Below are 12,770 nucleotides of genomic sequence, written 5' to 3'. Positions count from 1 at the left end.
TATCCCGCGGAGCCGATCGGCTCCGCGGGATATTTTTTACTGTGGGTTCAAGCCGTAATAGGCACACAGGCGGGCCACCGCCGCCGGGACCTCCGTGGGGTTCACCCACAGGTCGGGGAGATACCCCGTGCCATCCCGGTTCTCCATCGTTTCACAGAAGTTCAGCCCGGTGCCGAAATACACCTCGATCCCGGTATTGGGGAGATAGAAATGCCAGTTGTTTGGTACCAGTGCACATCCTGACGACGGGGCCCCTACCACCAGCACATTCTCCACGGAGTGCAGAAATTCCACCACCGTCTCACCGGAGGAGGCCGTTCCCTTATCTGTGAGCAGGAAGGTGACCCCCTCCCGGGGTACCCAGGTCCCCTCCTCCTGAGCGACACGCCAATTCCCCATCTGTTCTTCCGGATAGGAGAACGCCTTACAGGAGAGCTGGCTGTACCGTTGTCCAAAAACCCATCTGGAAGCGCACGGCTGGCCGGTCCACCCCTCAAACCAATCCATGATCCACCGGTCGCTTCCGCCGGGATTCCGCCGCACATCAAAGAGCAGCACCGGCGCGTCGGCATATTCCCCGCCGCAGGACGCAAACCGCTCCAGCTCCGCTTCGCTCTCCGGCAAATTTTCATTGGAAAACATCTGTCGGGATACCAGCATGGGCAGGCCCTCATATGCCCGCTCAGCAAACATAAAGGGCTCCGGTTCCTCCAGCTCGGCAATGCCGCAGGGCTGCCAGTCCAGGGTATACCCGCCCAGCGTCTCGGGCAGATCGCTCCCATCATGGCTCAGAGCAAAAAAGCCGTAGGTGATGGCGCCGTCCGGACCAATCGTAGGCTTCACATAGGCCGGGTCCAGTCCCTCCGCCTCTGGGTCGGCAATGTACTGATCCGGGACATAGTAGGGCTCCTGCCGGACCTCTTCAATGAGGTGCTTTTCACCAATCATAAAGTGTCCGTCCCGGATGACCGGACTCACCGTGTCATAGAGGATGTCCCGGATCTCCTTGGAATACAGGATGTCTCCCTCTTCTTTCCCGCTCTCCAGCGCCGCGATGGCCTGTTCTTCCAGCGGGCCAAAGACCTCATCCCCGCCGAAATAGTCATACGCACCGTATGTGGTGCGCAGGAGGGTGAAAAAGGTCTCGATGTCCTCCCGGGCCGTCTCCATTGTGAGGGCCTTCTCCAGATTGTGAGGGGTGAGCAGCCGCTCCATCTCCGCTTCGGTAAAGGTGTCATTCTGTTCCCGGAAGTCCGATGTCCAGGCCGAGATGTCCATGGGCTCTCCACCCTCCAGGGCAGAGCGCCGTGCCTCATTCACCCCGGCTAAAAATGCATCAAAAGAGACCGGCTCCGGACTTTGGCTGACGGTGGGCACAGGGGTCGGGGATGGCTCCGGGGCAGGAGTACATCCGGCCAGCAGCAGAAGGGACAGGCTGAGAGACAGGGCGCGCCGTTTCATTTTACACCACTCCTATCAGATGATTTTCACTCCATTTCGTAATTTTAACCTCTTTTTCTACATTGTGGAGTCCCTCTCCTGGGGCGAAGACCTCCACATAGTTGGGGGCGTGGCCCCGCCAGAGCCCGTCCCGCTCCTCCTCAAAGAGCACGGGGAGAGTCTTCCCTACCCACTGCTCCAGATAGGCCGCCTCCAGACGGCGGGCCAGCTCCCCGGCCCGGTGAGCCCGCTCCTCCTTGACCGCATTGGGCACCTGGTCGGGCATGGCGGCCGCCGGCGTCCCGGAGCGGCGGGAGTAGGGGAAGATGTGCATGGCGGAAAAGGCGCACTTCTCCACAAAGGCCAGGGTCTGCGCAAACTCTTCCTCGGTCTCCCCGGGAAAGCCTACAATGAGATCAGTGGTGATGCCGGGGCGGTCAAAGTATTCCCGGAGTAATTGTACGCTCTCATAATACCGTGCGGTATCATATTTCCGGTTCATCCGCCGGAGCACACTGTCGCAGCCGCTCTGCATGGACAGGTGGAAATGGGGACACAGATTGGGCAGGACAGAGGCCCGGCGGCAGAATTCTTCCGTAATGGTGCGGGGCTCCAGACTGCCCAGACGCACCCGTGTGCCCTCGGGCAGCGCACGGCAGACCGCCTCCACCAGATCAATGAGGGTGGGACCGTCCTTCCACTCGGCACCCCAGGAGGATATCTCAATGCCGGTGAGAACCACCTCCTGGTATCCCTCCGCCCCCAGGCGGCGGCACTGCTCCTCCGCCTCCGGGATGGAGAGGGAACGGATGGGGCCACGGGCATAGGGAATGATACAGTAAGTGCAGAAGTTGACGCAGCCGTCCTCCACCTTCAGCATGGCGCGGGTGCGCCCCTCCAGCCCGCCGGCGGGCAGGACCTCAAAGGCGCGCCGGCGCAGGGCATTGTCCACCGTCACCCGGGGCTCTTCCCCCGCCATCCGGGCGGCCCGGCGGTCCTCCAGCAGCTCCTCCAGATCGTCCAGAAAAGCCATGCGTCCGGCGGTACCCGAGATCAGGTCCACCTCCAGCGCACGGACCGCCTCGGGATTGGTCTGGGCATAACAGCCGCAGACCCCGATCACGGCATCCGGATTTTCCTTCCGGGCCCGGCGGATGATCTGGCGGGACTTTTTGTCGCTCACCGCCGTGACGGAACAGGTATTGATGATATAGGCGTCCGCATGTCCCTCAAACGGGACCAGGGTATGCCCTCTGCCGGAGAGCTCAGCCTCCATCGCCTGGGTCTCATATTGATTGACCTTGCAGCCCAAGGTATAAATGGCGATCTTCATGGTATCTCCTTCGCTTTATCTTTTCATATTTTATCTTGTCATTTGGGCGTAAAGTACGTATAATATCCTAATATCAGCTCGACAGCACACGCGGGGATTCCCGTATCTTTTTATTATACGGCATGGATGCCCCAGCGTAAAGAAAAAAGGCGCGGGAGTCTGCATCCGCGCCGCCGTAATTTTATTGGGGAGATGAGACAAGTGAGTCGTTTTCAGATCAACCTGCCCTCACTGGACGACGTAAAGCGTTTCTGTAATCTGGCCAATCAGCATGAGTGTGAGATCGATGTCTGTTCCGGCCGCTATGTGGTCAATGCCAAGTCCATTATGGGCCTGTTTTCCATCGACCGGGACCAGCCTGCTACGGTGGAGTTTCATGGCAGCGACGCCCAGTGCGCCGATTTTCGCAGAGAGCTGGGCTCCCTGGTCATTTCCGAAATGTAATCCATAGAAAGACACATGAGCGGTGCGCATGGATTTCTCCCGTGCGCACCATTTTTTCTTTATTTTTTCATGTTTTTCGTAGAAAATGCAGTTTACAAGCAAAATTATGCTATGCTATAATAATCCCGCTGTAAGCCTTTTTTCGGAAAGTGACCGCCACAGCCGAACACTTTTCCGTCAAACCCTTTCCCTGTTTTCCTTACTTGGAGAAGCCGGAAAGAGAGCGTAGTTCACATGGGCTTATGATCCGACATAGAGTAAAGCGCAGACCGCGTGAGATATTGAGGAGGAAACAAATTATGCGCGCAATTGTAACTGTTTTGGGAAAAGATGACGTGGGCATTCTGTCTTTTGTCACCGCTCTCCTGGCGGAGCACAAGGTCAGCGTTCTGGATATCAGCCAGACCATCATGCGGGAGTACTTCACCATGGTCATGCTGGTGGACTGCGCCCAGATCGACCTTCCCTTTGCGGAGCTGGTTGCTCTGATGGAGGGCCAGGGCAAGGAGCACAACCTGTCCATCCACATCCAGCGCGAGGACATCTTCAACGCCATGCACCGCATTTAAGAAGGGAGCCGGGCACATGATCAATACCAACGAAATCCTGGATACCATCCACATGATCGACCAGCAGCACCTGGATGTGCGCACCATCACCATGGGAATCTCCCTCCTGGACTGCGCCGACTCCGATCCCAAGATCGCCTGCCGGAAGATCTATGATAAAATCACCCGCTATGCCGACCGTCTGGTCTCCACCGGCGAGGACATCGAGCGGGAATATGGCATCCCAATTGTAAACAAGCGCATCTCGGTCACGCCCATGGCCCTGGTGGCCGGGGCCTCCGAGGCCAAGGACTACGTTCCCTTCGCGGTGGCCATGGATGACGCGGCCAAGGCCACCGGCGTTAACTTCATCGGCGGCTTCTCCGCCCTGGTTCAGAAGGGCGCTACCCCCGCCGACCGGAAGCTCATCGCCTCCATCCCCGAGGCTCTGGCCCGCACGCAGTATGTCTGCTCCTCGGTCAACGTGGGCTCCACCAAGGCCGGCATCAACATGAACGCCGTGGGCGTCATGGGCCGGATCATCAAGGAGTGCGCCGAGCTCACCGCCGACCAGGCCGGTTTCGGCTGCGCCAAGCTGGTGGTCTTCTGCAACGCGGTGGAGGATAACCCCTTTATGGCCGGCGCCTTCCACGGCGTGGGCGAGGGCGACTGTGTCATCAACGTGGGCGTCTCCGGCCCCGGCGTGGTCCATCACGCCCTTCAGTCGGTCAAGGGTATGCCCTTTGATGAGGTGGCCGAGACCATCAAAAAGACCGCTTTCCGCATCACCCGCATGGGCCAGCTGGTGGCCCAGGAGGCCAGCCGCCGTCTGGGTGTCCCCTTCGGTATCGTGGACCTCTCTCTGGCTCCCACACCTGCCATCGGCGACAGCGTGGCCCGTATTCTGGAGGAGATGGGCCTGGAAGCCTGCGGCACTCACGGCACCACCGCCGCTCTGGCCCTCCTCAACGACGCGGTGAAAAAGGGCGGCGTCATGGCCTCCTCCCACGTGGGCGGCCTGTCCGGCGCCTTTATCCCCGTATCCGAGGACGAGGGTATGATCGCGGCCGCCCAGAGCGGCGCGCTCACTCTCGATAAGCTGGAGGCCATGACCTGCGTCTGCTCGGTGGGTCTGGACATGATCGCCGTGCCCGGCGACACCAGCGCCGACACCATTTCCGCCATCATCGCCGACGAGGCCGCCATCGGCATGGTCAACTCCAAGACCACTGCGGTGCGCATCATCCCCGCCCCCGGCAAGAAGGTGGGCGACATGGTGGAGTTCGGCGGACTGCTGGGCTCCGCTCCGGTCATGCCGGTGCACCCCTTCTCCAGCCATGCCTTTGTGGCGCGCGGCGGCCGTATTCCCGCCCCCATGCAGAGCCTGAAGAACTAAAGTTTTGCACAAAAAAGGCCCCGGATGTGGAAAACATCCGGGGCTCTCTTTTTTGCAATCCTATTTTTCCTCTTCCTCGGTATCCTCCGGGGGCAGTTTGGAGACCAATGCCCACTCCACCCGGCGCTCCGAGAGCCGTTCCACCTGAATGTGCAGTCCCACGGTATCCACCACGGGGCAGCTGCCGTCCTCCGGAATGACCGACAGCTGGGCAAAGACCAGGCCGCCCAGCGTCTCCGCCTCCTCATCCGGCGGAAATTCCACATCCAGTGCCTCCGCCAGGTCATCCAGCTCGGCCGAACCGGCCACCCGCCACAGATTTTCCTCCAGGCGGATGATCTCCTGCTCGTCCTGGGGGTCGAATTCGTCATAGATCTTGCCCACGATCTCCTCCAGGAGGTCTTCCATGGTGATGAGGCCGGAGGTGCCGCCGTATTCATCCACCACCATGGCCATGTGGATCTTCTTGCTCTGCATATCCCGGAAGAGATTGCCTGCCGCCACAGAACCGGGCACAAAATAGGCCTTGCGCAGCAGCTCCCGCAGGGGGAGGGGGTGCTCCTTCCGGCTGTTGAGGAAATAGTCCCGGCTGTACAGAATGCCGATCACATCGTCCAGGTCCTCGTCATAGACCGGGAAGCGGGAGAGTCCGCTCTCCTCGATGGTATGCAGGATCTCCTCGTCCGTGTCCTCCACCCAGAGGCTCACGATCTCGGTGCGGTGGATCATTACGTCCTCCGCGGTGAGGTCGTTGAAATCGAAGACGTTTTCGATCATTTCCTTTTCGGTGGAGTCAATGGCTCCCCGTTCCTCTCCAATGTCCATCAGAAGGCGGATATTCTCCTCCGAGATGGCTCCGCCCTCCGCCGCCGGGTCAATGCCGAAGCGGCGCAGGATCTGCCGCACCACCCAGGCCAGCCCTCCGGTAATGGGACGCACCGCCGTCACAAAGGGCAGCAGACAGGGGCAGAGCGTGCGCAATACCCCCAGCGGATCGTGCAGCGCGACCCGTCTCGGCGTCAGCCAGGTCAGTACATAAAAGCCCAGCAGCACCACCAGCAAAACGGCTGCCCGTTTGGCCTGTGCCGCCCACATGGTCTCTCCTGTACAGAAGATTGCGCTCAGATTCCAGGCCGCGGCCCCTGCCGTTCCCATACACAGCATCCGCCACAGCGCCACGCCCCGCAGAAAAACGGTGGGGTGGGTCAGGCACCGCAGCACCCGGACCGCCCGTGGCTCTCCCTCCTCCGCCTGACGGCGAAGGCTCTCTGAGCTGACTTCATCCAGTGCGGCGGAACAGGCCGATAAGGGTATTTCCGCCAAAAGAGTTCCCAGCAACAAACTGATCCATATAGGCGGCTGCAAGGATGATTCCTCCTCTTTCTCTCAAATCAGACCGGCGCAGCATTTTCCCTCGAATCGGAAATGCTACGCTCTGCACAGACTGCGGTCCTCCCCCTTTCGGAAAGGACATCTCTTTATCGAATCATAGGCCCTTTCACACGTGGGCAACCTATGCTGCAGTCTATTCAATCGGTACCATTATAGCACAATAGAGGAATATTTCCACGAAAAACCGCAAAAAACTTTTTCTTCCTCCCGCTCCTATGTTATAATGAGGGCAACTGACAGACTGTGCGGTATAGCATCACATTCCGGCAAATTTGAAGCCTCCCTGCACCCGCGCAGGAAAGGAGTCTGTTTCATGGAAGACTGGAAGAACCGGCTCTCCGCTCTGGTGGCGGAACCGGCAAGTGTGCTGAAATGGCTGATCTTTTCCGGCCTGATCGGACTGATCGTAGGCTGTGTGAGCGCCGCTTTCTACCATGCCTTTTTCTGGGCGACGTCTGCCCGCACCACCCACCTATGGCTGATCGGATTGCTGCCGCTGGGGGGCATCTGTATTGTGGCCCTCTACCGCCTGTGCGGCCTGGAAAAGGACCAGGGCACCAACTTTGTGCTGGTGGCGGTACGGGAAAATGTCCCCCTTCGTCTGCGTACCGCGCCGCTGGTCTTTTTCTCCACCATCCTCACCCACCTGGTGGGCGGCTCCTCCGGCCGGGAGGGCGCCATCCTCCAGATCGGCGGCTCCATCTCCTCCAAGGTGGGCCAGTGGATGAAGCTGGATGACAAGGACAGCCGTATCATCACCATGTGCGGCATGGCTGCGGCTTTCTCCGCCCTGTTCGGCACCCCCATCACAGCGGCCATGTTTGCCATGGAGGTGGTCAGCGTGGGGGTGCTCTATTACGCGGCCATCGTCCCCTGTGCAGTCTCTTCCATCATGGGCCTGTGGGTGGCCAAGCTCTTCCACGTTCCGGCCACCGCCTTCCCACTGACCGGCATCCCCGACCTGAGTCCGGTGGCACTTCTTCAGGTAATCGTCCTGGGCGTACTGTTTGCCCTGCTCTCCATTCTCTTTTGCCGCATCATGCATACGGTTCCCCACCTCTACCAGCGGTTTTTTCCAAATTCCTTTTTGCGGGCGGCGGTGGGCGGCTTTCTGGTCATTGCCCTCACGCTGCTGGTCTGGCTGTGGAACCCCTTCACCTTCGACTATAACGGTGCGGGCGAGAGCATCATCCATGCTGCTGTGGAGGGCCACGCCCGCCCGGAGGCCTTTCTGCTGAAAATGCTCTTCACCGCGCTGACCCTGGGAGCCGGCTTCAAGGGCGGAGAAATCGTACCGGTCTTCTTCACCGGCGCCACCTTCGGCTGTACGGTGGCGCCGCTGCTGGGCCTCTCCCCCTCCTTTGGCGCGGGACTGGGTATGGTCTGTGTGTTCTGCGGCGTGACCAACTGCCCCATTACCTCTCTGCTCATGGCCCTGGAGCTCTTCGGCGAGGGGAGCAGCGCCATGTTCACCGGCCAGAGCATGGGGCTCTTTGCCGTTTGCATCGCGATCTCCTACACCCTCTCCGGTTATTACGGCCTGTATAAGGAACAAAAAATCGTGTATAGTAAGTTCCGGCCGGAATTTATCAATAAAAAAGCGGACTGACCCAGCCCGCATGAAGTCGGGCGGCACGCTCCGTCCCAAAACTAAGGAGGCACTTTGACGGTATGACGATCTTTGACATCATGGGACCCATCATGGTGGGGCCCTCCAGTTCTCACACAGCGGGCGCCGTGCGGATCGGCCTGATCGCCCGCAAGCTGCTGGGCAGCGCGCCCATCGGCGCGGAGCTGACCCTTCACGGCTCCTTTGCCGCAACCGGCAGCGGTCACGGTACCGACCGCGCCCTGATCGCCGGCCTGCTGGGGATGGAGCCCGACGATCCCCGCATCCCCCAGAGCTTTGAGCTGGCGGAAGAGGCGGGTCTTTCCTTCCATTTCCGGCACGGGGTGCTCAAGGACGCCCACCCCAATTCTGTACAGATCCGTGCCATGGACCAGGATCTGCACCGCATCGCGGTGGTGGCCGCCTCTCTGGGGGGCGGGCGCATTCAGGTCTCCTCCGTGGACGGCATCCGCACCGTCTTTTCCGGCGAAAAAAATACCCTCATTATCCGCAATGAGGACCGCGTAGGCGAGGTGGCCGCCGTGAGCAATACCCTCTCGGCCTACAACGTCAATATTGCCTCCATGCAGCTCTACCGCAATGCCCGGGGGAGCGACGCCATTATTACCATCGAGAGCGATGAACCCATCACACCCGCCACCGTGGAGCGCATCCGTGCCTACCCCGGCATTAAGAGCGTGACCTACCTGGATGTGGGCGGAGGAGGAGAATAAGTATGTTTACTTCCGTGGATTCCATGCTTCTGATCGCCATGAAGGAGGAAAAGCCCCTCTGGCAGGTTATTCTGGAGGACGATGTGGCCGACCGCAGTGTCAAGGCCTGGTCCTCCAAGGCAAAGATGGCCTCCCTTTGGAAGGCCATGCAGGCCGCCGAGCAGGACTATGACCCCGAGCGCCGCTCCGCCAGCGGACTGGTGGGCGGCGAGGGCGCCCGGCTGGACGGGGATGGCCCGGGCCTGTGCAGCCCCTTCCTGCGCGATATCATCGCCACCGCCCTCAAGATGGGGGAGTGCAACGCCTGTATGCGCCGCATCGTGGCCGCCCCCACCGCCGGCTCCTGCGGCGTGCTCCCGGCCGTCCTTCTGCCCATGAAGCGGCGCTATGACCTGCCCGACGACCGGTTTATCGAGGCGCTGTATGTGGCCGCCGGCTTTGGACAGGTTATCGCCAGCCGCGCCTCCATCTCCGGCGCGGAGGGCGGGTGTCAGGCCGAGGTGGGCTCCGCCTCCGGCATGGCCGCCGCCGCCATCGTCTATCTGATGGGCGGTTCTCCCGAGCAGATGGCCCACGCCTGTGCCATGGCACTGGCCAACACCCTGGGGCTGGCCTGTGATCCCGTGGCCGGTCTGGTGGAGGTCCCCTGTGTCAAGCGCAATGTGATGGGCGCGGTCAACGCCCTCTCCTGCGCGGAGATGGCCCTCTCCGGTCTGGTCAGCCAGATCCCCTGCGATGAGGTCATCGACGCCATGGGCGCCGTGGGCGCCAGTCTCCCCTCCTCCCTGCGGGAGACCGGCGAGGGCGGCCTGGCCGCCACCCCCACGGGACGCCGGGTGGCCGAATTCATGCGCAGTCGGGACCGGGCATAACCCCCCTTCCCTTGCGCGGAAGCGTCCCATATGATATGATAAACTGCCCGCTTTCTCCATCGGGAGCGGGCAGTTTCACTTTTGCAAAGAGGTGTTTCCCATGCTTCAGTTCAACCACTTCAACTTCAATGTGCTCGATCTGGGCCGCTCTCTGGACTTCTATGAGAAGGCGCTGGATCTCCGTCCCGTCCGTACCAAAGAGGGCCCCGACGGTTCCTTCCGTCTGCTCTTTCTGGGCGACGGCTCCTCTTCCTTCACCCTGGAGCTGACCGAGGTCAAGGGCCGGACTGAGCCCTACGACCTGGGCGAGTGTGAGTTCCATCTGGCCTTTACCACCGACGATTTCGACGGCATGTACCAGCGCCATTGGGATATGGGCTGCATCTGCTTTGAAAACCGCGATATGGGGGTATATTTCATCGAGGACCCGGATGGGTACTGGATCGAGATCGTCCCCCAGCGGAGCTGAGCCATGGCCCGGGGCGAGGGCGGGCGGCTGGTCTACGCCGACCTGCTGCGTGTGGCCGCCACCCTGGCGGTGGTGATCCTCCATCTCTCCGGCGGGTGGATCTCCGAGGTGCCGGTGGCCTCCGGCGCCTGGCGGGTCTTTAACGTCTACGATGGCCTGACCCGCTGGTGTGTCCCGGTTTTTGTCATGCTCTCCGGGATGTTTTTGCTGGATCCCAAGAAGTCTCTCTCCTACCGCTCCCTCTTCTTCCGGCAGATCCTGCGCATCGTGGTGGCACTGGTGGTGTGGAGCGTGGTATATGGGCTCTTTGCCCTGTTCCTGAACGGGACGCCCCTCACCCTCTCTGCACTCATGCAAATCCTGCGGGAGCTGGTGTGGGGCAAGCTGCACTATCATCTCTGGTTCCTCCCCATGATCGTGGGGCTCTACCTGGTCACCCCCTTCCTGCGCGCCTTCGTGCGGGGGGCCTCCCGCTCGGACTTCCACTTCTTCTTCCTGCTGGTCTTTGTCTTTGCCATGCTCCTGCCCACCCTGCTGCGCATCCGTCCCAGCGCGACCCTCTCCACCTGGATGGACAAGCTGCAGCTGGAATTGGTACTGGGCTACACGGGCTACTATGTGCTAGGCTACTATCTGAAAACCTACACCCTGGGCCGTATTACGGAGCTGCTGCTCTATTTGCTGGGTCTGCTGGGCGGCGCGGTCACCGTATGGGGCACCGAGTGGCTCTCCCTCCGGAGCGGAAGTTCGGATTTTACCCTGTACAGCTATTTCTCTCCCACGGTGTGCGCCATGGCCGTGGCGGTCTTTGTGCTCTTCCGCTATCTCCTGGGCATGAGTGACGAGCGCTCCCGCCGCCAGCAGATGGCAGGGCTCTCCGCCATTACCTTCGGTATCTACCTGTGCCACGATCTGTTTATCATGCTGCTGCGCCACCTCGGCATCTCCACCCTCTCCTTTGCTCCGGTGGCCGCCGTGCCCGCGCTGTCCCTGCTGGTGTTCCTCTGTGCCGCTGTGTTGGCCTGGCTCCTGTCCAAGATCCCGGCAGTGGGGCGGTTCATCACCTGAGATTTTCGCTGAAAAGGAGTCCTGAAGCGTGCTGTTTTCCAGTTCCATCTTTCTCTTCCTCTTCCTGCCTCTGATGCTGCTGGGCTACTACGGTCCCTGCCGCCTGCTGGGCCGGTGGAGCCGCCCTGCCCAGAATCTGCTGCTGCTGGTGGGCTCCCTTCTCTTCTACGCCTGGGGTGAGCCCTGGTTCGTCCTGGTGATGATGGCCTCTATCCTGGTCAACTATGCCTTCGGCCTGTGGGTCCACGCCCAAAAGAGCCGTGGAAAGTCCACCCGTGTATCGGTGGTCCTCTCGGTGGCCTCCAACCTGGGACTGATGTTTGTCTTCAAGTACCTCACCTTTGTGCTGGGCGAGCTGGGACGGCTGGGGCTCTCCCTCACCGTCCCGGTGATCGAGCTCCCCCTCGGCATCTCCTTTTTCACCTTCCAGGCCATGAGCTATGTGCTGGATGTGAACCGGGATCGGGGCCAGGTCCAGCGCAATCCGCTGAAAGTGGCCCTGTACATCTCCTTCTTCCCCCAGCTCATCGCCGGTCCCATCGTCAAGTACGAGACGGTGGCGGAAGAGATCGACAGCCGCCGGGAGACCTGGGAGGACTGCTCCGCCGGGGTATGCCGCTTCCTGGTGGGCCTGGGCAAGAAGGTCATCCTGGCAAACCAGTTGGCGGTGGTAGCCGACTTTGCCTACGGCCTCTCCCCCCACGCCCTCTCCACCGGGATGGCCTGGCTGGGCTCCCTCTGCTACACCCTCCAGATCTACTACGATTTCTCGGGCTACTCCGATATGGCCATCGGCATGGGGCGTATGTTCGGCTTCCATTTCCTCGAAAACTTCAACTACCCCTACATCTCCCGCTCGGTCACCGAGTTCTGGCATCGGTGGCACATCTCCCTGTCCACCTGGTTCCGGGATTATGTCTACTTCCCTCTGGGCGGAAGCCGGGTGGACCGGCGCTGGAAGCACATCCGCAATCTCTTTGTGGTGTGGCTCCTCACCGGGATCTGGCACGGGGCCGCGTGGACCTTCCTGCTGTGGGGTCTGTACTATTTTGCCCTCCAATTTCTGGAGAAATTCTGCGGCCTGGGCCGCGGCTGGCCCAAGTGGACTCAGTGGCTCTTTACTTTCTTCCTGGTCAATCTGGGTTGGGTCTTTTTCCGGGCAGAACAGCTGAGCGTGGCTCTGCCCTATCTCCACGCCATGTTTACGCCCGCGGCCGGTGTGTGGGACGGCTACGCCTCCCTCTTCCTCACGGACAACCTCCCCATTCTTCTGGCGGCCGTCCTGGGCTGTGCCCCGTTGCTCCCCTGGCTGGGGGCGCGGACCGCCCACTGGAAGGGCGGCGCCGCACTGGCACGGGATCTGTGCTGCTCTGCGGCCCTGCTTCTGCTGCTGGTGATTTCGGCCAGCTTCATTGTCAAGGGAACCTATAATCCCTTTATCTATTCCAACTTCTAAGGAGGACGC

At 60.8% G+C, this 12,770-nt stretch carries 12 protein-coding genes; 9 read left to right on the top strand and 3 right to left on the bottom strand.

Translation table 11 applies throughout. The features are described 5' to 3' along the window. Positions 1-36 precede the first annotated feature (36 nt). Positions 37-1,461, bottom strand: a complete 1,425-nt coding sequence (locus tag H8S34_RS10855; protein ID WP_186963984.1) for a S41 family peptidase — start codon at positions 1,459-1,461, stop codon at positions 37-39. A 1-nt stretch (position 1,462) separates the two neighbouring features. Beyond that, positions 1,463-2,773, bottom strand: a complete 1,311-nt coding sequence (gene mtaB / locus H8S34_RS10850; protein WP_101691477.1) for a tRNA (N(6)-L-threonylcarbamoyladenosine(37)-C(2))-methylthiotransferase MtaB — start codon at positions 2,771-2,773, stop codon at positions 1,463-1,465. A 201-nt stretch (positions 2,774-2,974) separates the two neighbouring features. Here mtaB and H8S34_RS10845 point away from each other — a divergent pair, with 201 nt between their 5' ends. The 3 genes from H8S34_RS10845 (at position 2,975) to H8S34_RS10835 (ending at position 5,161) form a co-directional block, all read left to right on the top strand. Next, positions 2,975-3,217, top strand: coding sequence for an HPr family phosphocarrier protein (locus tag H8S34_RS10845; protein WP_101691478.1), 243 nt, complete (start codon positions 2,975-2,977; stop codon positions 3,215-3,217). A 299-nt stretch (positions 3,218-3,516) separates the two neighbouring features. Continuing rightward, positions 3,517-3,786 (top strand): ACT domain-containing protein, encoded by a 270-nt coding sequence (locus H8S34_RS10840; RefSeq protein ID WP_101691479.1) that lies wholly within the window; start codon positions 3,517-3,519, stop codon positions 3,784-3,786. A gap of 16 nt (positions 3,787-3,802) precedes the next feature. Continuing rightward, positions 3,803-5,161: a PFL family protein gene (locus H8S34_RS10835; protein ID WP_101691480.1), complete on the top strand. Its 1,359-nt coding sequence runs from the start codon at positions 3,803-3,805 to the stop codon at positions 5,159-5,161. A gap of 60 nt (positions 5,162-5,221) precedes the next feature. On the opposite strand, the gene H8S34_RS10830 is transcribed toward H8S34_RS10835, so the two are convergent. Further along, positions 5,222-6,499 carry a hemolysin family protein gene (locus tag H8S34_RS10830; protein WP_186963983.1) on the bottom strand — a complete coding sequence of 426 codons (1,278 nt, stop codon included), beginning with the start codon at positions 6,497-6,499 and terminating at the stop codon, positions 5,222-5,224. 367 nt (positions 6,500-6,866) lie between these two features. Here H8S34_RS10830 and H8S34_RS10825 point away from each other — a divergent pair, with 367 nt between their 5' ends. From H8S34_RS10825 to H8S34_RS10800, 6 genes are all read left to right on the top strand, one after another. Beyond that, a complete protein-coding gene (locus H8S34_RS10825; RefSeq protein WP_101691482.1) occupies positions 6,867-8,162 on the top strand; it encodes a chloride channel protein in 1,296 nt (431 codons plus the stop codon). Between the two features lie 62 nt (positions 8,163-8,224). Next, positions 8,225-8,896, top strand: a complete 672-nt coding sequence (gene sdaAB / locus H8S34_RS10820) for an L-serine ammonia-lyase, iron-sulfur-dependent subunit beta (RefSeq protein WP_101691483.1) — start codon at positions 8,225-8,227, stop codon at positions 8,894-8,896. 2 nt (positions 8,897-8,898) lie between these two features. Continuing rightward, positions 8,899-9,768, top strand: a complete 870-nt coding sequence (gene sdaAA / locus H8S34_RS10815; protein WP_101691484.1) for an L-serine ammonia-lyase, iron-sulfur-dependent, subunit alpha — start codon at positions 8,899-8,901, stop codon at positions 9,766-9,768. A gap of 100 nt (positions 9,769-9,868) precedes the next feature. Next, complete coding sequence (locus H8S34_RS10810; RefSeq protein ID WP_186963982.1) at positions 9,869-10,237, top strand: VOC family protein; 369 nt, start codon at positions 9,869-9,871, stop codon at positions 10,235-10,237. A gap of 3 nt (positions 10,238-10,240) precedes the next feature. Further along, positions 10,241-11,305, top strand: a complete 1,065-nt coding sequence (locus tag H8S34_RS10805) for an acyltransferase (protein WP_101691486.1) — start codon at positions 10,241-10,243, stop codon at positions 11,303-11,305. A 28-nt stretch (positions 11,306-11,333) separates the two neighbouring features. Next, positions 11,334-12,761 carry an MBOAT family O-acyltransferase gene (locus H8S34_RS10800; protein ID WP_186963981.1) on the top strand — a complete coding sequence of 476 codons (1,428 nt, stop codon included), beginning with the start codon at positions 11,334-11,336 and terminating at the stop codon, positions 12,759-12,761. Positions 12,762-12,770: the final 9 nt, after the last annotated feature.

Source organism: Pseudoflavonifractor hominis (assembly GCF_014288125.1).
Classification (GTDB): Bacteria; Bacillota; Clostridia; order Oscillospirales; family Oscillospiraceae; genus Pseudoflavonifractor_A; species Pseudoflavonifractor_A gallinarum.
This window is presented reverse-complemented; position numbering and strand designations above follow the sequence as displayed.